This window comes from Desulfonema magnum (assembly GCF_017377395.1).
In the GTDB taxonomy this organism is placed as follows: domain Bacteria; phylum Desulfobacterota; class Desulfobacteria; order Desulfobacterales; family 4be13; genus Desulfonema_C; species Desulfonema_C magnum.
Map to the genome: position 1 here is coordinate 1,718,635 of NZ_CP061800.1, position 25,210 is coordinate 1,743,844.

25 protein-coding genes and 1 riboswitch are annotated in these 25,210 nt (G+C 45.0%); of the genes, 18 read left to right on the plus strand and 7 right to left on the minus strand.

The annotated features are described in order from the left end of the window. Nucleotides 1–121: 121 nt before the first annotated feature. The 4 genes from dnm_RS06930 to dnm_RS06945 all read right to left on the minus strand — a co-directional run bounded on the left by dnm_RS06930 (nucleotide 122) and on the right by dnm_RS06945 (nucleotide 3,879). The gene (locus tag dnm_RS06930; protein ID WP_207681951.1) at nucleotides 122–1,276 is read right to left on the minus strand and encodes a transketolase C-terminal domain-containing protein; all 1,155 of its coding nucleotides are present in this window, start codon (nucleotides 1,274–1,276) and stop codon (nucleotides 122–124) included. Beyond that, nucleotides 1,273–3,021: an FAD-dependent oxidoreductase gene (locus tag dnm_RS06935; protein WP_207681952.1), complete on the minus strand. Its 1,749-nt coding sequence runs from the start codon at nucleotides 3,019–3,021 to the stop codon at nucleotides 1,273–1,275. Before dnm_RS06935 ends, dnm_RS06930 begins: the two co-directional genes overlap by 4 nt. A 62-nt stretch (nucleotides 3,022–3,083) precedes the next feature. Beyond that, a complete protein-coding gene (locus dnm_RS06940; RefSeq protein WP_207681953.1) occupies nucleotides 3,084–3,650 on the minus strand; it encodes a 2-oxoacid:acceptor oxidoreductase family protein in 567 nt (188 codons plus the stop codon). Nucleotides 3,651–3,720: 70 nt separating this feature from the next. After that, nucleotides 3,721–3,879, minus strand: a complete 159-nt coding sequence (locus dnm_RS06945; protein WP_207681954.1) for a hypothetical protein — start codon at nucleotides 3,877–3,879, stop codon at nucleotides 3,721–3,723. Between the two features lie 270 nt (nucleotides 3,880–4,149). Between dnm_RS06945 and dnm_RS06950 the strand changes: the two genes are divergently transcribed. From dnm_RS06950 to dnm_RS06980, 7 genes are all read left to right on the plus strand, one after another. Then, nucleotides 4,150–4,530: a hypothetical protein gene (locus tag dnm_RS06950; protein ID WP_207681955.1), complete on the plus strand. Its 381-nt coding sequence runs from the start codon at nucleotides 4,150–4,152 to the stop codon at nucleotides 4,528–4,530. Further along, nucleotides 4,530–5,210, plus strand: coding sequence for a YkgJ family cysteine cluster protein (locus dnm_RS06955; protein ID WP_207681956.1), 681 nt, complete (start codon nucleotides 4,530–4,532; stop codon nucleotides 5,208–5,210). The genes dnm_RS06950 and dnm_RS06955 overlap by 1 nt, the downstream gene beginning before the upstream one ends. A gap of 275 nt (nucleotides 5,211–5,485) precedes the next feature. Further along, nucleotides 5,486–7,723 (plus strand): methyl-accepting chemotaxis protein, encoded by a 2,238-nt coding sequence (locus dnm_RS06960; RefSeq protein ID WP_207681957.1) that lies wholly within the window; start codon nucleotides 5,486–5,488, stop codon nucleotides 7,721–7,723. 310 nt (nucleotides 7,724–8,033) lie between these two features. Next, entirely contained in the window at nucleotides 8,034–8,372 is a 339-nt protein-coding gene (locus dnm_RS06965) for a type II toxin-antitoxin system RelE/ParE family toxin (RefSeq protein WP_207681958.1), read from the plus strand. Continuing rightward, nucleotides 8,365–8,631, plus strand: coding sequence for a helix-turn-helix domain-containing transcriptional regulator (locus tag dnm_RS06970; RefSeq protein ID WP_207681959.1), 267 nt, complete (start codon nucleotides 8,365–8,367; stop codon nucleotides 8,629–8,631). Before dnm_RS06965 ends, dnm_RS06970 begins: the two co-directional genes overlap by 8 nt. 247 nt (nucleotides 8,632–8,878) lie before the next feature. Continuing rightward, nucleotides 8,879–9,457, plus strand: a complete 579-nt coding sequence (locus dnm_RS06975; protein WP_207681960.1) for a Uma2 family endonuclease — start codon at nucleotides 8,879–8,881, stop codon at nucleotides 9,455–9,457. A 92-nt stretch (nucleotides 9,458–9,549) separates the two neighbouring features. Continuing rightward, nucleotides 9,550–10,122, plus strand: coding sequence for a Uma2 family endonuclease (locus dnm_RS06980; protein ID WP_207681961.1), 573 nt, complete (start codon nucleotides 9,550–9,552; stop codon nucleotides 10,120–10,122). Nucleotides 10,123–10,317: 195 nt separating this feature from the next. Here dnm_RS06980 and dnm_RS06985 read toward each other — a convergent pair whose 3' ends face one another. After that, nucleotides 10,318–11,607, minus strand: a complete 1,290-nt coding sequence (locus dnm_RS06985) for an aminopeptidase P N-terminal domain-containing protein (protein ID WP_207681962.1) — start codon at nucleotides 11,605–11,607, stop codon at nucleotides 10,318–10,320. Nucleotides 11,608–12,051: 444 nt separating this feature from the next. Here dnm_RS06985 and dnm_RS06990 point away from each other — a divergent pair, with 444 nt between their 5' ends. Beyond that, complete coding sequence (locus dnm_RS06990) at nucleotides 12,052–12,546, plus strand: Crp/Fnr family transcriptional regulator (protein WP_207681963.1); 495 nt, start codon at nucleotides 12,052–12,054, stop codon at nucleotides 12,544–12,546. A 149-nt stretch (nucleotides 12,547–12,695) separates the two neighbouring features. Next, the gene (locus dnm_RS06995) at nucleotides 12,696–13,316 is read left to right on the plus strand and encodes a cytidylate kinase-like family protein (protein WP_207681964.1); all 621 of its coding nucleotides are present in this window, start codon (nucleotides 12,696–12,698) and stop codon (nucleotides 13,314–13,316) included. 298 nt (nucleotides 13,317–13,614) lie between these two features. Here the strand turns inward: dnm_RS06995 and dnm_RS07000 are convergent, their stop codons facing one another. Further along, entirely contained in the window at nucleotides 13,615–13,803 is a 189-nt protein-coding gene (locus tag dnm_RS07000; protein ID WP_207681965.1) for a hypothetical protein, read from the minus strand. Between the two features lie 498 nt (nucleotides 13,804–14,301). Between dnm_RS07000 and dnm_RS07005 the strand changes: the two genes are divergently transcribed. The 9 genes from dnm_RS07005 to dnm_RS07045 all read left to right on the plus strand — a co-directional run bounded on the left by dnm_RS07005 (nucleotide 14,302) and on the right by dnm_RS07045 (nucleotide 23,125). Then, entirely contained in the window at nucleotides 14,302–14,871 is a 570-nt protein-coding gene (locus dnm_RS07005; protein ID WP_246556235.1) for a Na+/H+ antiporter subunit E, read from the plus strand. Next, complete coding sequence (locus tag dnm_RS07010; RefSeq protein WP_207681966.1) at nucleotides 14,871–15,158, plus strand: MrpF/PhaF family protein; 288 nt, start codon at nucleotides 14,871–14,873, stop codon at nucleotides 15,156–15,158. Before dnm_RS07005 ends, dnm_RS07010 begins: the two co-directional genes overlap by 1 nt. Then, complete coding sequence (gene mnhG / locus dnm_RS07015; protein ID WP_207681967.1) at nucleotides 15,159–15,470, plus strand: monovalent cation/H(+) antiporter subunit G; 312 nt, start codon at nucleotides 15,159–15,161, stop codon at nucleotides 15,468–15,470. Nucleotides 15,471–15,473: 3 nt separating this feature from the next. Further along, nucleotides 15,474–15,719 (plus strand): Na(+)/H(+) antiporter subunit B, encoded by a 246-nt coding sequence (locus tag dnm_RS07020; protein WP_207681968.1) that lies wholly within the window; start codon nucleotides 15,474–15,476, stop codon nucleotides 15,717–15,719. 716 nt (nucleotides 15,720–16,435) lie between these two features. Further along, nucleotides 16,436–17,989, plus strand: coding sequence for an SLC13 family permease (locus dnm_RS07025; protein WP_207681969.1), 1,554 nt, complete (start codon nucleotides 16,436–16,438; stop codon nucleotides 17,987–17,989). Nucleotides 17,990–18,245: 256 nt separating this feature from the next. Continuing rightward, nucleotides 18,246–19,433 carry an ABC transporter substrate-binding protein gene (locus dnm_RS07030; protein WP_207681970.1) on the plus strand — a complete coding sequence of 396 codons (1,188 nt, stop codon included), beginning with the start codon at nucleotides 18,246–18,248 and terminating at the stop codon, nucleotides 19,431–19,433. Between the two features lie 12 nt (nucleotides 19,434–19,445). Next, entirely contained in the window at nucleotides 19,446–19,931 is a 486-nt protein-coding gene (locus tag dnm_RS07035; RefSeq protein ID WP_207681971.1) for a universal stress protein, read from the plus strand. A gap of 24 nt (nucleotides 19,932–19,955) precedes the next feature. Then, a complete protein-coding gene (locus tag dnm_RS07040; protein WP_207681972.1) occupies nucleotides 19,956–22,406 on the plus strand; it encodes a PAS domain S-box protein in 2,451 nt (816 codons plus the stop codon). Between the two features lie 80 nt (nucleotides 22,407–22,486). Then, complete coding sequence (locus tag dnm_RS07045) at nucleotides 22,487–23,125, plus strand: response regulator (protein ID WP_207681973.1); 639 nt, start codon at nucleotides 22,487–22,489, stop codon at nucleotides 23,123–23,125. 337 nt (nucleotides 23,126–23,462) lie between these two features. Here dnm_RS07045 and ribB read toward each other — a convergent pair whose 3' ends face one another. Then, nucleotides 23,463–24,119 (minus strand): 3,4-dihydroxy-2-butanone-4-phosphate synthase, encoded by a 657-nt coding sequence (ribB, locus tag dnm_RS07050; RefSeq protein ID WP_276571857.1) that lies wholly within the window; start codon nucleotides 24,117–24,119, stop codon nucleotides 23,463–23,465. Between the two features lie 213 nt (nucleotides 24,120–24,332). Further along, nucleotides 24,333–24,488, minus strand: a riboswitch (FMN riboswitch). Nucleotides 24,489–25,210 lie beyond the last annotated feature (722 nt).

Consider the following 25,210-nt stretch of genomic DNA (forward strand, 5'->3'; position numbering starts at 1 on the left):
TTATGATATTTATAAAGATGAGTCCTGACCGCCGGAGACCTCCGAGGTTTTGAAAACCTCGGAGGTCTGATGTCACCTGTCAGAATTATGGCAGTAAGGCAGCAGATGTATTAAAAATGCGTTAATTATTAAGATCAATCCAGACCCCGTCTTCCTTTGGGAAAGAAGCGGTTTTGGTCATATGATAAACCTGTTTAAGTATATCCGGCGTAACATCTCGCCCGCCAAGCCCTGCGATGTAGCCGAACACAGGCGGATGGTTGTCATGATTGCACAAGGCCGCCTTTATTTCCTGGGCAAAAATGCCGCTCACGCCAAAAGAGAAATTTCTGTCAACAACAGCGACCTTCTGAGTGTCGCCCAGAATCTTCCGTATCAGCATTGTGGGAAAAGGACGAAACATCTTGAGTTTGAGCAGTCCGACTTTTTCTCCCTGTGATCGGAGATCGGAAATCACCTCGCGGCAGGTGCTTGCGGCTGTCCCGGCCATGACCATGATGACGTCCGCGTCTTCACATTCAATGGCCTCCAGTGGCGCGTATTTCCGCCCGAACACGGGCTCAAATTCCTCCTGAATGTTTTCAAACCGGCCCTGTACCTGTTCCATTGCTGCCTGGATACTGTGGCGATTCTCCGTGTAAAACGCGGGCGGCGACATTTGCCCTATGGCACAGGGATTTTGCGTGCTTAATTGAATGCGGGGCGAAAGCGGAGGAAGAAAACGGTCAACCGCTTTCTGATCAGGCACGTCAATATCTTCATAAGTATGCGAAAGAAAAAACGCGTCCAGAACCACCATGACCGGCAGGTTCACCATTTCCGCGAGCCTGAATGCCTGAAGTGTGGTGTCCAGAACATCCTGACCATTTTCACAGTAAAGCTGTATCCACCCGGTATCCCGCTGGGCAAGGCTGTCTGTCTGATCCATCCAGATATTCCACCCGGGACCGAGCGCGCGGTTGACCTCTGCCATGACAATGGGCAGCCGGGCGGCCGAAGCCCAGTGCAGCATCTCGTGCATCAGGGCCAGGCCGTGGGAAGACGTGGCCGTAAAGGTCCGAACACCGCAGGTGGACGCGCCGACCACTGCCGCCATGGCCGAATGTTCGCTTTCCACACAGATAAACCGGGCATCCATGGTCCCGTCTTCGCAAAATTCCGACAGCGCCTCCACAATATGGGTCTGGGGCGTAATGGGATAAGCAGACATCACCTGAACTTTTGCGAGCCGCACTGCTTCGGATACAGCGTGACTCCCTTCCAAAACCTCTCTCATATTTTTTCCTCCTCCAGCGTCATGGCGTTGCGCGGACATTCCACCACGCAGATACCGCAGCCCTTGCAGTAATCCATATTGACACGTCGTTCGCCGCCATCAGATGACACTGCGACTTCACCGCAAAACAGGCGGCAGTTATCGCAGTCATTACAAATACCGCAGTTGAAACATCGCTGGGATTCTTTTTCGAGCGAATCCTCTGCAAAAGTGCCTTCAATTTCGGAAAAAGAAGCAGCACTTTCATCCGGGGAAAGCAATGGCGGAATCTCCCGATCCGCACGGGAAAAATAATCCGTGTTGATCTCCTCAAATGAAACCACATGGGAATTTCTGTTTTTACGCTCCCCTTCTGTATAAATTTCCATGGAGAGAGCATCGCCGTTTCCCACCCGGCATGCGGCAAGTCTTTCCTCAATCGCGTCCCGGCCCCTTTGAAAAAATGTGTCCAGAACCATGGCCGCCTGTTTGCCCGAAGCAATCGCGTCTGTAACGCTCTTTATGGGATTGGTCAGATCTCCTCCGAAAACCATTGGCAAATCATCTTCCAGAAATGCACAATGGCTCAGATTCAGGATATTGTCCTGTTTTTTCGGGGGCACATACCAGTTTCTTCCGGGTTCCGCGCCAATGGCCGTGAACACCTGTTCAACCTTTATGCTCATTGTGTTTTCGCCATCCGGAACCACCTGTGCCCTGCCGCCTGTGTCCGATTCAACGGGTTTCATTTTCTGCAACATAAGAACAATGTCCCCCATATTTGCCTTCATACGCATGGGAGCAGCCAGCTCCTTTAATCTGACCCCTTCCTTCAGCGCCATTTCCACCTCATGCTCAAACGCGGGCATGTCCTGTCTGCGGCGGCGATAGACCAAAATGGGTTTTGATCCCATGCGGATCAGTGTGCGGGCCACGTCAATGGCCGTGTTTCCGCCGCCGATCACGGCTGAGGTTCCGTGGAAGCACGCGGCCTGTCCTTTTCGGGTGTCATGGAGAAATTTAAGCCCGTCATGGGCCATGGCCTCTCCGGGAATTTTCATCTCAAGGGAACGCCCGTAACCGCATCCCATGAAAACCGCGTCATATCTGCCTTTTGCTTGTTCCAAAAAGTCCTGATTCACGGGCTGTTTACAATAGATTGTAACCCCCAGGCTGACAATTCTGTTAATTTCATTTTTTAAGACATCCTCCGGCAGACGATAAGCGGGGATTCCCCAGCGCAGGACGCCTCCGGGTTCGTTCTCAGATTCAAACACATCGCAGACATATCCCAGACGGGTCAGAAAATAGGCTGCTGCAAGCCCCGCGGGGCCTGCCCCTGCCACGGCCACTCGTTTGCGATTGGCAAAGCTTCCGACCCGGGGCGTCCTGGGAACAAGATATTCCGCTGCAATGGCCGTGTCACCGACAAACCGCTCAATATGAGGAATGGCAACAGGTTGGTCAAATGCTGCCCGGTTACAAAAATTTTCGCACGGGTGAAAACAGACCCGGCCGCATACAGCAGGAAAAGGATTTTCCTTTAAGATGGTTTCATAAGCCTCTCTGAACATTTTCCGGGATGCCAGCATTTCGATACGGGCAATGTCTTCCCCGGCCGGACAACCCACGCTGCACGGTGCGGTTTTTTCGTCATATACCGGCCGCATAAAACGCCACGATCCTGTTTTATTGACTTCTGTGGAAATCTTGGAACGTGATATGGATAATGGTACTTCTTCAAAAAATTTTTGTTTTGCTATCATTATGTTTCCTTTCCAATTGAAAATTGAAAATTGAAAAGTTATGATTTGGGGGGCAATGGGACTCAGCCCTGATTTTCAATCATCTGTACTTCTTCATAAGCCTGTTTTGCCGCGAGAATATTTTGCCGCGGTTTGACAGGAATTTCTTTTTCAATGGCCTCTGCAATGGCCTCCATAGGCGGCATCTCCATAATCCGTGCAAAAGCCCCGATCATGGCTGTGTTGATGATGGGCTGGGTCCGTGTGCCCAACTTATGCCCGATGGCAATTTTCCCGGCGTCCACAACAGCCAGACGGTATTCTGAAAACCGTTCCGGATGTTCAGGAATGCCCGGAGCATTGAGCAGAATCCAGCCTCCGGGTTTCAGCCCTTTGGTCACATCCACATTTTGAAGCAGTTTGATATCCTGCACCACAACATGATCCGGGGTATAAACATTGCTTCGGATCAGGATTTTTTTATCAGCGTCCAGTCTGAGATAGGCTTCCACAGGAGCGCCCCTTCTTTCCACTCCGAAGACCGGAAAGGTCTGCACATGATAACCTGCCTTGAAAAAAGCCTTTGCCAAAACAACAGATGCCACCACCGTCCCCTGTCCGCCACGGCCGTGAAAACGTATTTCTTGCATAATTTCCAATCCGTTTTATGTTTGAACTTAAAAAAAGTTCGTTTAATTGTGTTGAGTTATAAATCAGACATTATCGGAAATAAGGCGATTTCCAGGAATAAACAGACCAGTTCGCAGTTCCGTAGTTCGTAGTTCCGCCTTTAGGCGGTGTCGCACCGCCTAAAGGCGGAACTACGAACTGAAAAAGCCGGTCTGTTCTTTTCCAAAAATCGCCTAAGCAGCCAAGCATCCGAACTTGCAGTTTGACAATGTTTTATCCGGAGTGCCAAACTTGCGGTTTGGCACTCCTTGTTTCCGGTTTCAGTTGCTGACACCTGTTTCCGACAAAGTCTGTTAAGGAATTTAGGTGCAAAAAAAATGTGTATATCATTAAAATATCTGTAAGACAAGATTTTTACTGTTGCCGGAGTCACCCTGATCACAGATAATAAAAATTAAGTTGCTATTTACGACAATTTTGTTATCTTATTGGTTAAAAAATAAATTTAAGGAGCAAATTATGGATTTTAATGAAACCGAGTTTCACATCGCTGATATTATCGCGTCTCTGCTTAATGTTATCGCATATCTTATCAGCCCCATCCTGCTTATCTGGGCAGTGAACACTCTTTTTAACTATGGAATATCTATGTCATTTAAGACATGGCTTGCCGGGCTTGTCCTTATCATGCTCGTCAGATTTCATTTAAGACCGGCACAAAATAGTTCCTATTATGGTGAGGAGGATGATTACTATTATGATGATGATGACAATGACGATGATGATTATTATGATAATGACTATGAAGACCGAGATGAACGAAAAGCAAAACTGAAAGCAAAGCTCATCGCGTATCAGGATCACAAAAATAAAAAAAACTCTCCTTCGGATGAATCCTGATGAAAAAAATACAACCGGATATTCCGAGGTCAGAGTGCATTCGCTGCGGTACCTGCTGTAAAAAAGGAGGCCCCTGTTTTCATCATGAAGACTACATAATGATTGAAAAAGGGATTATTTTATTAAAGCATTTATATACCATCAGAAAAGGTGAGATGGCCTATGAGAATGTCAGAGGAGGTCTTGTGCCGGTCCCATCGGATATCATTAAGATAAAGGGCCGGAAAGATTCATGGGCATGTATGTTTTTTGATGAAAAAGAAAATAACTGTACCATTTATGAAAACAGACCCCTTGAATGCAGGGTTCTGAAATGCTGGGACACGCGGGAAATCGAACAAATTTATACAGAAAACCGGCTGACTCGGAAAGATATTCTGTCTGATATTGAAGGGCTGTGGGGTCTGATTCAGGATCATCAGTCCCGATGTGATTATGAAAAAATCGGATATCTTGTGAAAGGGTTGGACGGGGATAAAAAAAATGATGCATTTGAAAATCTTCTTGAAATTATCCAATATGATGCTCACATTCGGTCTCTGATTGTTGAAAAAAGCGGGACTGATCCTCAAATAATGGATTTTCTGTTGGGCCGCCCCCTTACGGAAACAATAAAAATGTTCGGGGTAAAGGTGGAAAAACAAGGGGAACATTTCAGCATAAGATTAAATAGAATTTAATACTCGATAATCAGGTTTTCAGATCTGATCCGACCGGACAGCCTGTCATTCCTGCGAAAGCAGGAATCCACAGAGCCGGAACTGTGACATCGGCCAAAAATGGATTCCTGCTTTCGCAGGAATGACAAAAAAAGTTGATTATCGAGTAATAACAAACTATATCAGCGCAAACCCGCAGAAATGTCAGATAAGAAGGGGAATTTTTTCCTTTCTTATCTGATTTCCCTGTAATTGCAGCAAATTTTCATAATTGCCTATATAACAAGGGACATACCATGTTTTTAAAATCTTACAATGCTTCTGTATCATTTAAATTTATCTCTTCTGTTGTTTTTATTTTTACAGCTTTTGGTATCCTGCTTTTAATCGCCACAACCAGTTATCTGTCGAAATCAAAAATAAGCGATTCAAAGGACCTTTTCAACAGTATTATTGAAAGCTATGCCAATAGCCTGGAACAAATATTTGAGGATTCCATGCGAGATGGCCAGTACCTCGCCAAAGAAATTGTGACATGGTATGATCAGACGGATGCGGGCGACTGGAATGCGTATTTTTCAAACAAATACTATGTTGACAAAGATGGTGCTGTACGAACAACGTATGAAAGAAATGACACTTACGGTGTTTTTGTCAGCAACATCGGAAAATTTGACGACCGGGTCAGACGGATGATCATGGCCACAGAGCATAAAATCAGTATTCATCAGAAGGCAGCCTCTCTGAGATTTTTAGACACTTATGTTGTGATGCCTGAACAGATGATCATTATAGATGACAAAAACTGGCCTGCAAACATTCATCCTGATTTCAATTTTCTTGAGCAGGAATGGTTTCATATGGTTATTCCTCAGAACAATCCCGGGCGGCAAAGTGTCTGGTCTTCTGTCTATTATGATCCTTTATTGAAATACTGGATGATCAGTAATGCAAGCCCCATTTATAAAGGAAATGAATTTCTGGGATCCGTTGGGCATGATGTGGTGCTGAACACTCTTTTAACAACGATTTCCGAATTTCAGAAAAGTGTTTCTGGCAGTCAGCATATCATCATCACATCACAAGGCACTGTTATTTATCATCCTGAATACCAAAAGTTTATGGAAAATTCCCCGGAAACATTTGATTATAAGGGGCGTGAGGATATGTTCCTGATCAATGAGATAAAAAACAATGTCAGGAGAGATGAGAAGGTGATCTCTTCCGAAATTACCATTGATAATACGAACTATATGATCACTTTTGCATATATGGAGGCCGTGGACTGGTATTATGTGCAACTTGTTCCTTATCATTCAATTTTAGCACAAGTATATACCTTATCTGTTATAATTATCCTGGGGTTTTTCGTAACACTTATCTTTATCTCCTATCTTATCTTCCGATTAACCCGCGGCATCATCCTAAACCCTTTGCTGAAAGGCGTGAATATTGCTGATCAGATAGCCCGGGGAAATCTCACAAACGATATTGAGGTGTCTGCCAGGGATGAAATCGGACGGTTACTTGAATCTTTGCAGAAAATGACTCGTCAGATAGGAAAAATAATCACTGATGTAAAAACAGTTGCCCGGGGGGTCAGGAATTCTTCACTCCATGTTTCCGAAATGAGCAATCACCTGAGCAGCGGGGCTGAAGAACTTTCTCAGGCCACGTCTCAGCAGGCAGCTTCTGCTGAAGAGATATCCGCATCAATGGAGCAGATGGCGTCCAGCATCAGGCAGAATGCTGAAAATGCGTCAGAAACAAGAAAGATTTCACAGAAAGCTGCGGAAGATGCTTACAAAGGCAAAGAATCCGTAGATAATACCCTGACTGCCATGAAGGAAATTTCAGAAAAGGTGTCACTTATTGAAGACATCTCCCGGGAGACAAATATGCTGGCACTGAATGCCGCGATTGAAGCGGCAAGGGCCGGAGAATACGGAAAAGGTTTTGCCATTGTGGCAATGGAAGTACGCAAACTGTCAGATCGGAGCAGGAAAGCAGCAAAAGAAATCGGCACGCTGGCCTCTTCCAGTGTTGAAATTGCAGAAAATGCAAGCAGCATACTGAATCAGATTGTAATAAACAGCAGGAAAACCACAGAGCTTATTCAGGAAATAAGCATGGCAAGCGCAGAACAGGACGGGGGCGCGGGTCAGATCAATAAGGCAATTCAGCAGTTGGACATGGTGATTCAGGGTAATGCACAGGCATCAGAGGAGCTTGCTTCGACATCCGTTGAATTGGCATCAGGCGCTCGGCAACTGACAGATGTTTATGTGAAAAAACTTCAGGACAGTATCGAGTATTTCAGAACTGAACAGAAAGAGGATAAGACTGAGGAAAAACAGGAGGATGAACTTCTGAAAACCGAAGATATTAAAAAAATCAAAGCGATTATCGAACAATCTGAAAAGAAAACAGAAAATAAATTTCAGGAACTAAAAACTGATGGTAAGGTAAACAACACAATTAAGTTAGATATGAAAACAGATGAGATAGATGATTCAAATTTTGAGAAATATTAGAATCATATTATCATCGCCGGACTTTTTGCCTTTCAGACGAATAGTGCTGCTGAAGTCCGCAAACACCGTTTAATAAAAAAATTGAAGGATTACAAGTGTTTAAGCATTTGTTTCAAATTGTTCTTCAATCACGGAAATCCTCTGATCCTTTAATCAGAGTTCGGACAGATGAATTGCAGGAATATAGGAAATTCATCATCAGGTATTGAGAAGGCTGACAGGCTATGACTGGACAAACAACAAAAACAGTGCTAAAATTTTATTTTAGGGCTTCGGATAATTATATCGGGTAATTATAAGAGATAACAGTGTGGAAATAAAACCCAAGGAACTCAGGGAATATCTCACTGAGCAAAATAATTCCCCGTTCGGAGACTGGCTTGACGCATTGAAAGACAGAAAAGCCAGAGCGGTTATCCGTATCCGACTTGATCGTCTCAGACTCGGCAATTTGGGGGACTGCGAATCTGTGGGTAACGGTGTCTATGAACTGCGTGTTCATTTCGGCCCCGGTTATCGCATTTATCTGGGACAGGATAGCGATATTCTAATCATATTGCTCTGCGGCGGAACAAAAAAATCCCAAGCCAGAGATATTCGGAAAGCCAAGACATACTGGCGGGATTACAAAAGGAGGAAAAATGAATAAGATTTCAAAATCATATCAGGAGAAACTCCTGAAGTCGCTGACCGATCCGGATGAGGCCGCTGCATATCTCAATGCCGCTCTTGACGAGGGCTCAGACGAAGTCTTTCTGATGGCCCTGGAGAATGTGGCCGAAGCTCAGAGGAGAGTCAGCCATTCAGAAACAAAAGAAGGTCGGAAAATCAGATTGTCTGATCTCTCCGAAATATTTGCCGGTCTCAGAATCAGATTTGTCGCACAGGCATCGGCTCCGAAGTGCTAAAATTTTTGTCAGACGGGATTTGAGCAAAACTGCTATGCTGGCTCACCGATTGACCTTCAATCATGGAAACATCTTAATATTTTAATCAGGGTTCGGACAGATGAATTGCAGGAATATAGGAGGTATTTCGGAAAGCCCAATTTATGCCAGCAAACAGTATCAGCAGATTGAAAAATTTAGAATTTGGAATTCCGGATTGATTTGGAAATTGTTATTTGCCAGTTTATCCGGATCAGGAGGTTTTGTCATGGCACAGGCCGAGAAAAAAGAGCTTATTACCCCCGAAGAATATTTTGCAATGGAAGAAGCTGTCGAACACAAAAGCGAATACTATCATGGTGAAATCTTCGCCATGACCGGTGCATCTCACAATCACAACATCATTGCTGTAAATATCATGGCCAGCTTGCACGGTTCCCTCAGCCACTCTGACTGCATGACTTACACTGGCGATATGAAAGTTCAAGTTGATGAAGCCAGACATTATGTATATCCTGACGTGAGCGTTGTGTGCGGAAATATCGAATTTGTCGGGGACCGGGATGACATTATTGCAAACCCCGTTGTTATTTTTGAAATTCTGTCCCGGTCCACGCAAAGTTACGACAGGGGAGATAAATTTAAGGCATATCGCAAAATCAGGTCATTGCGGGATTATATCTTGGTGGATCAGTATGCGTGCCATGTCGAATATTTCTTCAAAAATAAGGCGGGCAGGTGGGAACTCGATGAATTTGAAACATTGGAAGAGTCATTTAAAATTCAGTCCCTTGATGTTGATTTGTCTTTGGCAACCATCTATTATCGGGTCATAAATGAGATTTGAAATTTGAAGCTCGGAACAGTGGCATACGTCTGTAAGAAAATCCCCCGGACCTCGGGATTTCCAGTTCAAGTTTCAGGTGAGGAGGTTTTATCATGGCACAGGCAGAGGAAAAAGAGCTTATTTCCCCCGAAGAATATTTTGCAGTGGAAGAAGCAGCCCAATACAAAAGCGAATATTATCATGGTGAAATCTTCGCCATGACCGGGGCCTCCTTTAATCATAATCTAATTGCGATGAATCTTGCAACAAGACTGCACAGCGCACTCCGGGATTCATCATGTTTTGTCTTTGCCAGTGATATGAAAATTCAGGCTGATGAAGCCAGACATTATGTGTATCCTGACGTGAGCGTTGTGTGCGGAGATATCGAGTTTCTCGGAAATCGGGATGACATTATCACGAATCCTGTGGTAATTATCGAGGTGCTGTCCGAATCCACGCAAAGTTACGACAGGGGAGATAAATTTAAGGCATATCGCAAAATCAGGTCATTGCGGGATTATATCTTGGTGGATCAGTATGCGTGCCATGTCGAATATTTCTTCAAAAACAAGGCGGGCAGGTGGGAACTCGATGAATTTGAAACATTGGAGGACTCGTTTAACATCCGCTCTGTTGATGTTGATCTGCCTCTGGAAACCATTTATTATCGGGTTGAAACTTGAAACTTAAAATTCGGGGATCTGCGGATTTTTTTATGCACATATGTAAGGGAACTCGAAATAAATAATATACCCGGTTCAGGAAAATGTAGGGTGGGTGCAGCGAAGCGGAACCCACCCTACATTTCTACATTTCGGGCAGATTATTTTTTGGGAGATTCCTAAATGTTCCGAGTTTCAAGTTGGAGAATATATTCATCATCCCCTCATCAGCATCTCAATTTCCTCTGCCTCTGCCGGAACATTTCCCGTCAGATCAACCGGCTCACCGTCAGTTATTAAAATGTCATTTTCAATTCTGACGCCAATGGCCTCATCCCTGATGTAAATGCCCGGCTCGCAGGTGAAGACCATTCCCGCCTCAAATTTTCGGTATCTGTTTCCGACATCATGCACATCCAATCCCAGATGATGGGAGGTTCCGTGCATGAAATATTTTTTATAAAGCGGTTTTTCCTTATCCTGCGCTTTCACCGCCTTAGCATCCAGCACTCCCAGACCAATCAGCTCTTTTTCCATTATTTTGCCGACTTCTTTGTTATATTCCTCAAGTGTGTTTCCTGGTCTGAGCAATTTTATTGCAGCTTTTTGCACTCGTAAGACCGCGTTATAAACTTCTTTCTGACGTTTGCTGAAACGGCCGTTCACCGGAATGGTGCGGGTGAGGTCAGAAGCATAATTTGCATATTCCGCGCCAAAATCCATTAGCAAAATATCACCATTTCTGCACCGCTGATTATTTTTTATATAATGCAGCACACAGGAATTCGCTCCCGAGGCGACAATGGATTCATAAGCCGGCCCCCTTGAACGGCTTTTCAGAAATTCATGATAAATCTCTGCTTCTATTTCATATTCCCATACCCCGGGCCTGATAAAACGAAGCAGTCGTCGGAATGTTTTTTCCGTAATGTCACAAGCCTGTTTTATCAATTGTATTTCAATGGGAGATTTAATGGCACGCAGATCATGCATAATCGGTGCCAGCCTTTCATATTTATGTAAAGGAAACGCAGCCATACACCATTTCAGAAAGCGGGTGTCCCTTGTCTCCACAACCATATCTGCCCGGGAATGTTCATTGGTATTCAGGTAAATATGATCCATCTCAAAGACCAATGACCTGAAAATATTATTAAATTCCGAAGTCCAATGCACCGTCAGAATTCCTGAGATATCGCTGGCTTCTTCTTTGGTGAGTTTATGCCCCTCCCATATGGCAAGATGCTCATTTGTCTCTCTGACAAACAGAATTTCCTTATGTTTTTCTTCCCTGGCATCCGGACAGATGAGCAAAATACTCTCTTCCTGGTCTGTCCCGCTCAGATAAAACATATCGGTATTTTGAATAAATGACTGTGTTCCGTCCGCATTGGTGGGCATAATATCATTGGAATTGAACACAGCAATGGAATTTGGTTTGAGATGCTTCACAAACCGTTCCCTGTTTTGAACAAACAAATTTTGATTGATAGGTAAATATTTCATTTAGGTGTTAGGTGTTAGGTGTTAAGTTTTAAGTGTTAGGTGTTAGGTGTTAGGTGTTAGGTGTTAGGTGTTAGGTGTTAGGTGTTAGGAAAAATTATTAAAATTCCATTTTTTTGCTGTGACATCAGGGCCGCTGTTGTCGCATAAAGAAGCAACTGTCTTGATCGGCTTTTTTTCAAACAGAGAACATAGAGCAAAGGCAGTTGTGTGTCAAGAGGTGTTAGGTGCTAAGAAGAAATAACTCTGTAAGTTCCGAACACTTAACACTTAAAACTTAAAACTTAAAACTTAAAACTTACCACCTAACACCTAACACCTAACACCCTAACACCTAACACCCTAACACCCTGACACCTGACACCTTAAAAAAATGTTTGCATTCTGTCATTAAATAGGTTAATGGTTTTTCGCTGTGGATCAAAAAAACTAGGAGGTGATTTATCTATGATCAGTCTTGATTTACTTGAAAAGCTTGATATTTTTGAAGGTCTGAATGACGACCAGCTCACTGCTGTTCAGGAAAACTGCGAGGAAAAGGAATATAAGCGCGGGGACAGGCTCTTTGCTGAAGGAGAAGACGCGACCCATCTTTGGATTGTAACTGAGGGACGGGTTGATTTGCGTTTTGAAATGCCGGGATCCCGCCCCACTTCGGATGATTACACTGTTTCTGCCGTATCAGCTCGGGACTCCGTAGCAAAGATACTGGGATGGTCGTGTTTTGTACCGCCGCATAAAATGAGGCTTTCAGGTTACTGCGCCAGGGATTGCAAAGTCATAAAAATAGGAAAAACAAATCTTACCAAGCTTTTTGCAAAAGATCCCTGGCTGGGATTTTTAATTATGTCATACCTGGTCAGAGTGGTTGGCTATCGCTTTCATCAGTTTCAGGATGAAGCTGCGAAAAATATGGGTGAAAATATTATGAGCTGTTGGTAATCAGGGCAGCCTCCATCCTTTTAAGGATTGAAAACAACTTACAGACCTGAAAAAAAATATTTCCGGAAAATAGAAGCCGGGTTTTTCACAATAGCCCGGTTTCTAAGAATATTTTTTAAAAAAATCATAACATTCCCATAGGATGTTCTATGTCAGTTATCACGATTTCCAGACAATTTGGTGCCGGCGGCAGAACTTTAGGGACACTTGTTGCCGAAAAATTAGGATATTCCTTAGTTGATGAAGATATCATTGAAAAGGTAGCGCAAAAAGCAAGGGTTTCACCCAACTGGGTAAAATCTGTTGAAAAGGAAGCCGGGGGACGCCTGCTGAAATATATTTCCGGTCTGGGACCGTTTCGAAAGAACTATTTGGAACGGATCGGGGAACATAAACGGGGATATATTGACGGACATATCTATGTTGACCTGCTTCATGAAATCATAAAAGAGCTTGCCCATGAAGGAGACTGTGTGATTATCGGCAGGGGCGGCCAATATATTTTAAAGGATTATGAAGATGTCTGGCATGTACTCCTTATTGCTGATTTAGATCATCGGGTAAAATTTATGGAGGAGCATTATGAGCTTTCCTCCAGACAAGCTGCTCTTATTGTGGATAAACACGGTAAGCGAAGAAAAAATCTGTATCGTTATTTTCACAAAGAAGACTATGATCAGCCATATCTTTACCACATAGTACTTAACATGGGCAGACTGACAATTGAAAAAGCTGCAAATCAGGTATGCAAATTAACAGAAGATGATTAGCATGTTGAACATCCAGCACTTCGATTTTTTTTTTTCCGGAGTGCAAAAATAAAGCGAAGCGGTTTTTTGCATATTTGAATATTCCGCAGCCCTAATTTTTTTTTTTTCGGAGTGCAAAAATAAAGCGAAGCGGTTTTTTGCATATTTGAATATTCCGCAGCCCTAATTTTTTTTCCGGAGTGCAAAAATAAAGCGAAGCGGTTTTTTGCATATTTGAATATTCCGCAGCCCTAATTTTTTTTCCGGAGTGCAAAAATAAAGCGAAGCGGTTTTTTGCATATTTGAATATTCCGCAGCCCTAATTTTTTTTTTTCGGAGTGCAAAAATAAAGCGAAGCGGTTTTTTGCATATTTGAATATTCCGCAGCCCTAATTTTTTTTTCCGGAGTGCAAAAATAAAGCGAAGCGGTTTTTTTGCATATTTGAATATTCCGCAGCCCTAATTTTTTTTCCGGAGTGCAAAAATAAAGCGAAGCGGTTTTTTGCATATTTGAATATTCCGCAGCCCTAATTTTTTTTCCGGAGTGCAAAAATAAAGCGAAGCGGTTTTTTGCATATTTGAATATTCCGCAGCCCTAATTTTTTTTCCGGAGTGCAAAAATAAAGCGAAGCGGTTTTTTGCATATTTGAATATTCCGCAGCCCTAATTTTTTTTCCGGAGTGCAAAAATAAAGCGAAGCGGTTTTTTGCATATTTGAATATTCCGCAGCCCTAATTTTTTTTCCGGAGTGCAAAAATAAAGCGAAGCGGTTTTTTGCATATTTGAATATTCCGCAGCCCTAATTTTTTTTCCGGAGTGCAAAAATAAAGCGAAGCGGTTTTTTGCATATTTGAATATTCCGCAGCCCGAAAACTTTTTGCTCTACTGATATTATTTGAAATCATAAGATGATGAGTTGATAGTTAAGATTCAGACCTCAGCATCTGTCTGCGACTGAAAATCAGAGCTGAGGCAAGTCATTTCAACCAGATGGGAGGGAAATTAATTGGCTGTCACAGAACAAGAAAATTATCATCAGGGACAACCTCATTCCTCTGATATGAAACTCGCATCTCCCCGGCAGAAACGATTTTCCGCATCTTTTTTTATTACTTTTTTTATTATGTTCGGCTTATGGCTGGTCCTTTCAGGCAGGCCTGATCTGTTTCATATTTCCCTGGGTATTATTTCCTGCTTCATTGTCTCATTTTTTTCGGCTGACCTGCTTTTACCTTCTCCCCAATTGAAAAAGATGCCGGGCCTGTGGTTCCGATTTATAAGATATATTCCCTGGCTGCTGTATCAGGTGTTTATCGCGAATATCCATGTGATGTATCTGGTGTTTCATCCGAGGATGATGGATGTGATTGATCCCAGAATCATGAAATTCAAAAGCAGGCTTACAAGTGACATGTCACTTGTTACGCTTGCCAATTCCATAACGCTTACTCCCGGAACTATCACCGTATATATCTCAATTTACGGAGATGTCACATTCCATGTGATTGATATTGAATCCGGGAAAACACTGCCCTGGATAATGGAGGCAAGGATTGCTGAAGTCTTTGATGAATAATGGATAATGTATTTCTATATTCCGGTTTATTTTTGGCTGTCATAATGGCCCTCTCGTTATACAGAGCGGTCCTGGGTCCCACTGTTCTGGATCGTCTGATCGGTGTGAACGCCATCGGAAGCAAAACAACTGTTCTGCTGATTCTCATCGGGCTGATCTACGAAAAAGTGGATATGTTTGTTGATATTGCCCTTGCATATGCCATGCTGAATTTTATCGCTGTGCTCGCGGCCTCAAGATATTTTCAGAAAAGAAAGGGGTTATATGATGAACAGGAGACAAAGTAGATGAATATCATTGTCACCATATTTTTAATATGCGGTCTGATTTTTTTTTTCGGCGGAGCTGTCGGCATTATTCGTTTTCCGGATTTTTATTCCCGCCTTCACCCCGCCGGAAAGCTTGATACCATGGGGCTTCTGATGACGATGTTGGCCATGGCGTTATACTCGCTTCATGATTTTTGCGTTGCGTCCGTACTCACCAGCCTGAAAATTATCCTGATCGTTGTATTTGTTTTTATCACAAGCCCCACAGCCACCCATGCCATTGTTGACGCGGGCGTGAGAGCCGGGCTTGAACCATGGACAAAGGAATAAGGCATGATTTGGCAACTGGATATTGTTATTCTTACATTTGTCGTCATCTGCGGAATCGGTGCGATAAGTGTCAGAGACCTTTTAGGAGCCAGTATTCTCTTCGGCGCGTACAGTTTCATGATGTGCCTGCTCTGGGCCATAATGGGAGCCGTTGATGTGGCTTTTACTGAGGCATCGGTGGGCGCAGGGGTCAGCACTGTGCTATTTGTGGCTGCTGTTTTTCGCACCACAAGGAAAACCAAGGATTGAGAATTAAAAAACAACGCCCTGACATTCACAACAGACAATCAGCAGATCGAAAAGTTTCCGGGCTGCGCGCAAAACAACAGAGAAATTCGGCTGTTTTCCCGGACGAAATACTCCCCCGCAGGAAAAAGCAGGGTTTCTTCCCCGTCCGCCCTTGCCCCGCGGGGCTCTGAAAACTTTTTCGATCTACAGACAATATCAGGAACAAAACTCCGGAGTGCCAAACTTTCAGTTTGGCAGCAGACAATATTCGGAAACAAAACTCCGGAGTGCCAAACTTACAGTTTGGCAGCAGACAATATTCGGAAACAAAACTCCGGAGTGCCAAACTTACAGTTTGGCAAGACCTCAGTTCCCCTTCGCCAAACTACCTCCTCTGCCTCCCCTGCCAAACTGCAAGTTTGGCACTCCTTTTTTGAAAATGTCAGTAGATCGAAAAGTTTTCGGACTGTCGCGGGACAGACACGGCGAACGGGGGAGAAACCCGGCTTTTTCCGGCGGGGGGAGCCTTCTGTCCGGGGAAAAAAAGCCGGGTTTCTCTGCCATGCCGCACACAGTCCGGAAACTTTTAGATCTACTGAATGTAAGAAAAAATCTGACAACAAAATCAGAAATCGTCTAATTGACACTTTTTCTCCTTTCACATATTTTACAAGGAAAAGCTGAAGGGGATATCATATAACCCCGAATGAACCCAACCCTATAAAAGGAGGAGTGTTATGCACGAAGAAAAATCAGGACAGGGCAAGAGTTTTTCTCAAAAAGCAGGTCTCTGCCTGGGACTATTACTGTTTTTTGTGATGTTGCTGTTTGATCTGGATCCGGGAAAACCTATCGTTACCCGAATGGCTGCTGTGGCGACCCTCATGGCTGTCTGGTGGATCACAGACGCGATTCCTCTCTTTGCCACTGCGTTGCTGCCAATGCTTCTCTATCCTTTGCTGGGAATTTTAAATGGAAAATCCACTGCTCCCATCTATATCAACAGCACGATTTTTCTGTTCATGGGCGGTTTCATGATCGCGCTGACAATGGAAAAATGGAACCTGCATAAACGAATCGCACTTTTTATCATACGCCTCATCGGCGGAGGTCCCTCGCGAATTGTGCTGGGCTTCATGGTGGCCGCGGCATTCCTGTCCATGTGGATATCCAACACAGCCACCGCCATCATGATGGTTCCCATTGGCATGGCAATCATATCTCAGATGGAGGCCAAATTTAGTGCTGAGGAGACACATAAATTCACAGTGGGTCTGATGCTTGGCATTGCTTACGCGTGTTCCCTGGGAGGTGTTGCCACACTCGTGGGAACGCCCCCGAATCTTTCCTTTGCACGAATATTTGAAATAACATTTCCGGAAGCCCAGCCTATTGCGTTTGGGACCTGGTTTATTATGGGTCTGCCATTGTGCGCGGTTATGCTGGGAATCGTCTGGGTTATGCTCACAAAAATATTTTTCCGTGTCCCGGCCCACATCACTGTTGACAAATCCATCGTGGATAAAGAATATGATGATCTGGGTTCCATGAGTTTTGAGGAAAAATCTGTACTCATTATCTTTTTTCTCACTGCTTTTTTATGGGTGTTCAGAAAGAAATTGAATCTCGGATTTTTCTCCATACCCGGATGGTCCGAACTGATGCCTTATCCCAGACTGATTGATGACGGAACTGTGGCCTTGTTTATGGCGATGATTCTGTTTCTGATTCCGACCCGGAGCAGAGATGCTGAATCGCCCACAGTCATGGGGCCTGATGTGATCAGAAATCTTCCCTGGAACATCGTGCTTCTTTTTGGGGGCGGGTTTGCACTGGCAAAGGGATTTCAGGTTACCGGACTTTCAACACTGATCGGTAATAAATTTTCAGGGCTTGCCGGCATGTCTCCCATTCTCATGATCCTCATTCTTTGCTTTAGTCTTACTTTTTTAACCGAACTGACATCAAACACCGCGACCACAGAAATGATTCTCCCGATTTTGGCCTCCGTAGCTTTTGCCATGAAGACAAATCCGCTGATGCTGATGATCCCGGCGACACTTTCAGCGTCCTGCGCTTTTATGATGCCGGTTGCCACGCCGCCCAATGCAATTGTCTTTGGCAGCGGGCGCATTAAAATAGCGGAAATGGCAAAAGTGGGAATATTTATCAATATCATCGGTGTGTTTGTAATTACCGCGTTGTTCTATATCATCGGAACCGCGATATTCTCCATTGACCCCAATATTTTCCCTGAATGGGCAAAGCATATGGGAACAGGCGCACATTAACTCATTAATAAGCAAACGATGCTGATAAGTACATAATAATAAGTTTTCCGATATTTGCTTATAATAAAGATGCAATACACAGGACAAAAAGTTGCGATGCGGGGAAGAAACCCGGCTTTTATCGGGAAAGAAACCCGGCTTTTTTTACCGGAATGATGCGTCTCGTAAAGGAAAAACCCGGGTTTCTCCGCATCTCGCAGAAAAAACTTTTGCTCAGGTACTTACTTAACTGTTCATTGGTAATGAGGAGAAAAAAATGAGAAACAGATTAAAAAAAATTATAGTCCTGGCCCTTGTGATTTTTGCCGGGGGATTCTGCCATGCCGAAGCTTCACAGGAACCGCTTGTTATCGGGGTTCCGCTGCCATTGTCCGGCAATCTGAAAGAATTTGGCATTATAATGAAGAATTCTTTTGAAATGGCTGCGGAATCTGTCAACAAAACCGGAGGGATCAATGGCCGCCCTCTGGAGATCGTGTTTGCCGATGACGGAGGCGAGGCTTCGACAGAGCATGTTTTCAGCAAACTGGTTCCTTCTTCCAAATCCGTTATGCTGGTGGGAGGCTACCAAAGCGACCGGACTTACCGCATGGCAAAAATGGCGGAAAAAAAAGATGTGCCGTTTCTTATCTGCACCGCTTCTGCTGACAAGATATCCCAGAAGGGTTGGAAGAATATTTACAGACTGAATCCTCCCATCAGTGAATATACAAAAGGGCTGGAGGATTTCTGGATTAAAAATTTCAAACCAAAATCCATGGCCATTATTTATGAGAACAGTATGTTCGGAACGGACGGCGCGCTCAGAATGATTGAGTTTTGCCAAGATCAGGTCATTGAGATACGCGCGCATTTTGATTATGATAAGACAAAGATAAGCCCGACCTATTTCCGTTCATTGGTCGCGCCTTTGACAGAAGAGCCTCCTGATGTGATTTATATGGTCTCTTACCTTGAAGATGCCGTGGGCCTTGTCAAAGCGATTCGCGGATTGAATATCAGTTCACTGCTGTGCGGCGGAGCCGGCGGTTTTACACTGGAGGAATTTGTCAGAAGAGCAGGGGATTCCGCGAACAACATGCTCACAGCAGCCTTATGGTCCTGGCATGCGGCCTATCCCGGAGCAAAGGAATATTACACTCAGTACACCGGGCGTCACACCAGATCACCGGACTATCACGGCGCAGAAGCGTATTCGGCCCTGTTTGTGGCTTCGGACGCTCTGAAACGGGCAAAAACCTTCAGCCCGAAACACATCAGGGAAGCGTTGAATCATACATTTATGAAGACCCCGTTCGGGCCGGTCAAATTTTACTCATATGATGATTTTGAGAGACAAAACAGTGTCAATACACTGGTTTTGCAAATTATTAACGGCAAATTTGAAACAATATGGCCTCCGGATATGGCCTCGGCCCGGTTTGTTTCGCCTCATACCCCGTAACGGAGAAGAGAAATGAAAGCAATCACTAAAATCATGGTCGCGTGCGACCTTTCCAAGTATTCAAAAGAGACCCTGGAATATGCCGCTCATTTGGCCGAAAAACTCCAGGCTGAACTGATTATCGTAAATGTGATCAATCAGAGAGATATAGATATAATCCTCAAAGTCGCAGAGGGACAATTTGACAGAAGTATTGAGACATATGTGGAAAAAAGTGCGGAGGAATATGTGAAACGGGTAAAGGAGGAACGAACCCGGGAGATCGAAAAACTGATCAAAGCAACATCCCCAGAGAACCTTTCTGTTAAAAAAATTTTCAAAACCGGTGTGCCATTTCAGGAACTCATCCGGGCAGTGGAGGAGGAGGAACCGAATATCATGGTTATGGGTCGGAAGGGGCGGAGTGATCTTGCAGGTGTTCTTTTCGGGCCTGTCGCTGAAAAAATGTTTCGCTGCTGTCCGGTTCCGCTGCTGAGTGTGCGCCCTGAAAACAAGTGAAATCTTTTTTGGAGAAAATAGCCCATGAGACTCCGCTTAATTTTGCTGGTGCTTTCTTTGCTGGCTTTTTTGTCTGCTTCCACTGGCGGATATTTTTATTATTCCTCATTAAAACAGGCAGCTTTTAAAGGGGCAGAGAGACAGGCTGTCACCCGTGTGGAAATGATAAAAAAAAATCTGTCTTCATTTCTTTCGGAAAATATAAAACCAGTAAAAACATTGGCCGGGATGAAATCGCTTCGTGAGGTTCTGACCGATCCCGCGGATGATTCTCTGGCAGCAGCAAATGTCACGCTTGATCATTTTAAGGCCACGCTCGATGCAGATGTTTGTTACCTGCTGAATCGCGAGGGAACAACTGTGGCCTCCAGTAATCGAAAGAACCCGGACAGCTTTATGGAACAGAATTTCGCTTTTCGCCCCTATTTTCAGCAGGCTGTCCGGGGAGCCTCCGCCACGTATCTGGCAATGGGCACGGCCTCGGGAAAACGAGGCGCATATTACAGTCATCCGGTTTATGAAGAAGCGCAAGTCCGTCCCCTGGGCGTTATCGTCATTAAGGCGTCTGTTGAATTTATTGAGAAAAGATTAAGCCTGGATGATGAGGAGATTGTTTTAGTCACAGATCCGCATGGGCTTATTTTCATTTCCAGCCGCACAGAGTGGCTTTATCATCTGTTACAGAAACTTTCCACCGAGGAAATCTCGCAACTCACCGATTCACTGCAATTTGGCAAGGGCCCGTGGCAATGGAGCGGTCTGGAAATAAAGAACGAAAAATATGTCACGGACAGGTCAGGAAATGGATATCTGATGCACCGGTCACCGCTGGATAATTATCCGGGATGGAACCTCGTTCATCTGCAAAACCTTAACACCATTTCCAAAAGGGTCTCTGATCCGATGATGGAAATTACAGGAAAAATCGTTCTTATCCTGTGCGTGTTTGTGGGAATAGCTGTTTTTATTCTGTTCCGAAAGGCAAGCAATGAGATCATCCGTCGAAAACGAGTTGAGAAGGCGTTGCGGGAAAGCGAGGAACGATATCGGGCTGTCTATCATAATACGCCTGCCATGCTCCATTCAATAAACAAGAAGGGACGTCTGGTGAGTGTGAGTGACAACTGGCTTGATGTTCTCGGTTATGAACGTGAGGAAGTGGTCGGACAAAGGCTTACTGATTTTTTAGCGGAAGGTTCGCGTCAGTACGCCGAACATGTGGTTGTTCATGAATTTTTTAAGACAGGTTACTGTAAAGATGTCTCATATCAGTTTGTTAAAAAAAATGGTGAGAGGATAGATGTTGTCCTCTCCGCATTTGGTGAACGGGATGAAAACGGAAATATCATACGGTCTCTGGCCGTATCCATTGACGTGACCGAAAGAAAACAGGCCGAAGAAGCTCTGAAAAAGGCCAAAGAGGAACTCAGCCGCTATTCCAGAAACCTTGAGCGTCAGGTAAAAAAAAGGACTCAGGAAATTACGAGCATTCTCAAATATACGCCGGATGTGGTCTGTATCAAAGACAGGAAAGGACGTTACCTTCTGGTCAATTCCCGTTATGAGGCATTGTTTGACGTAAAAAATGAAGATATTCGGGGAAAAACTGATCATGAAATTCATCCGAAGGAAATTGCCGATCTGTTCCGGAGCAGTGATCAGCAAGTGATCTCAGAGGGGCAGTCTTGTCAGGCTGAGGAGCGCATTCCTCAAAATGACGGTGTTCATACTTATCTCTCTGTGAAATTTCCGATTTATGATGACTCAGATACGGCCAGCGGTGTGGGGTCAATTTCAACAGATATTACCGAGGCCAAAAAAGCCCAGGATCAGCTCAGGCGTCTTTCCGGCAGCATTATCGCCAATCAGGAAAAAGAACGCTCCGCCATTGCCCGTGAACTGCATGACGAACTGGGGCAGATTCTCACTGCCCTTCGCATGGATTCGGTGTGGATAATGAAACGCATGAATGAGACCGATCCCAAAGCCGCGGAACGTGCGCTCACAATGTGCAGTCTGATAGATAAAACCATTGAAGATGTGAGAAGCATCGCCATCCGTCTGCGTCCGGGGGTGCTTGATGACCTGGGACTTGTTGACGCGTTGGAATGGTTTACTGCCGATTTTGAAAGACGTACTGAAATTACATGTATTTTTGAATGCTTTAACGTACCCGTGATCAATGACGCGGTCGCCACCGCAGCTTATCGGATCGCTCAGGAAAGCCTGACCAATGTGGCACGACACGCGTCCGCCAGCCGTGCGGATGTGCTTCTGAAAGCAGAAGAAGGGATATTGACACTCACGGTGAGCGATGACGGCAATGGTTTTGACACTTCGAAATTAGCAGAAGCCGAGGGGCTGGGAGTGGCCGGAATGCGTGAACGCTCCGGTCTTGTCGGAGGAATCCTCGAGGTTCATTCCATGCCAGGTGAGGGAACACGGGTCTATCTCAGGGTGAGAATTGAGAATTGAGAATTGAGAATTGAGAATTGAAAATTGAAAATTGAGAATTGAGAATTGAAAATTGAAAATTGAAATCGGAGGGGAATGCAATGATTAAGGTTTTGCTGGCAGATGATCACAGTATTGTCCGGGCCGGGCTTCGTCGTATTGTGGAGGAAAGCGACGATATCGAGGTTATTGCGGAAGCGGCCGATGGCAAAGAGGCGATTCAGCAGGCCCGTAAGTCATTGCCGGATGTGGCTGTTGTTGATATTTCCATGCCGGGCATGGACGGGCTGGAGGTCATTAATCAGCTTCACTCTTATTACCCGGAACTGCCGATTCTTATTCTGACCATGCATGAAGAGGAACAGTATGTGGTTCGGGCTTTTGAGGCGGGAGCCATGGGGTATATCACTAAAAAATCAGCACCGGAGCAACTGGTGAAAGCCATAGGAAAAGTATATGCGGGGTGTCGCTACCTCACGGATGAGGCAGCCGAATTGCTGGCGCTGCGCGTCGCCAGAGGGGTCAGCGGGCGTTCAGCATTGGATTCTCTTTCAACGAGAGAGCTTCAGGTGCTGAGGCGTCTGGCCATGGGGCATACCAATCGGGAGATCGCGGAAGCTTACCATATCAGCGTCAAAACTGTGGATACCTACCGATTCAGACTGCTAAAGAAACTCAATCTGCGGAACAATGCTGAATTGTCACGTTTTGCCATTCGGAATCATCTGATCGAGACGTGATTTTACTTAGGGAAATCGAAATAAATAAAATACCCGATACAAAAACGTAGGGTGGGTGGAGCGAAGCGGAACCCACCGCACATTTCCGGGTATTTTATTTTTGGGGAAATCGCCTTGCCCCATATGCATCAGGCTAAGACTGCCGGACGGGGTTTGCAACCCCGTCCGAAACGTTTGTTTTCGGGGGTCGGAAAATATTTCGGACGGGGTTGCAAACCCCGTCCGGCAGATCACGGGTTAATAAAAACAATGAGTTACGATCTTAGCCTGATGCATATGCGCCTTGCCCCCCCTTTAAACACGAACAGATAAAAAACCTGCCTTCTGAAAAACAAATTTACGCTGTCTTATCCAAAAGCTGTGACCTGTACGCCGCAATGTCTTCAATCGTAAGCACAGTGAAATCATGCTGCTCCGCAAAGGCAACGATTTCCGGCAAACGGGCCATGGAACCGTCTTTGTTGGTCAGTTCGCATAACACCCCCGCAGGACCGAATCCCGCAAGCTGCATAAGATCAACAGTACCTTCGGTATGTCCCCGCCTCGCAAATACGCCCCCGGGTCTTGCCCGGAGCGGAAAAACATGCCCCGGTCTGTTGAGGTCGTCCGGTTTGCAGTTTTCCGCAACCGCGGTTCTGATTGTGGTGACACGGTCTGCGGCAGACACCCCTGTTGTGACACCATAACGGGCTTCTATTGAGATAGTGAAAGCTGTCTGGTTACAGCTTGTATTATTTTTCACCATCTGGGGCAGGCCAAGCTCACGTATCTTTTCATCAGTCAGGCACAGGCACACAATGCCGCTGCACTCTCTGATGAGCATTGCCATCTGAGGAACTGAGATGGTTTCGGCAGGAAAAATAAGGTCTCCTTCATTTTCACGATCTTCATCATCAGCAAGCAGAACCCCCTTGCCCTGGCTGAGATCATCAATGGCTCTTTTGACGCGTTCATTTGAATTACCAAAACGAGAAAGCAGAAATGGATTCATCATAACACTCCCTTATATTAATTGATTGTTAATATGATAATATCAGGGTGGATAGATGAGATGGAGACCGCACTTGGCGCATTTCAGCGCAAATACGCTCTGATTGCGTCAGACCGAAAATGCCCAGGACTATGCTGCAAAATTCGGAATGTCGCAATGGCGCAACTGTACGCTGACCAGCGCCCAAAAGTGGGAACTGAAACATTTGGATTGCTTAACGATTCTCTCCCATCCGGACTGTAACCGTCGGCCCCGGATTCGCACCGGATCTGCTGACCCTGTTTTTTTTAAAGAAACAGGCGCTCGCGGGCTTTTCTGCATGATAGCAAAATCACCGCCGGTGGGGAATTTCACCCCGCCCTGAGAATTTATTTATTGGCTAAATAGTTAAATTGAAGGGGGATGTCAAGAAAAAAATTGAGTGGGATTCATCATTTCGGGCAGGCAACGCCCCGCAGGGGCGGCATATTTGCAGCATTGTCAGGGGGCCTGCGAACCTGCCTTATAAAAAATCCTTGTAGCGAAAAGTTATTTGCCGTCCCTCCGCAACTAAATCCGTTTTCCGAATAAAAAAACCCGGCAATAAATTGCCGGGCTATTTTCTGCCGTCCCTCCGGGACTGAAACTTATCACCCCGAACTGAAGCAGCAGCTTCGCAGCCCCCCGCCAGGCATATTCGCAGCATAATTTGCTACAAATATGCCGCCCCTCCGGGGCTTTGTCGGCATCCCCTGAATCTGTTATAATCAGGAAAAGAATTTGTAATCAATACATTTCAATCCTTTCTTATAGCAAATCCCTGTAGCAAAAAATTATCTGCCGTCCCTCCGGGACTGAGATTGCCATCCGACCCCGAACCCCGGCAATGAATTGCCGGGCTATTCTCTGCCGTCCCTCCGGGACTGAGATTGCCATCCGACCCCGAACCCCGGCAATGAATTGCCGGGCTATTCTCTGCCGTCCCTCCGGGACTAAAATTACTGAACCCGTTTCTGAATAAAAAAAACCCGGCAATGAATTGCCGGGCTTTTTTTTAATTGTCCGTCCGGGACTGAATTTACCATCCGAACCGAAGTCTGACAATTATCAATTAT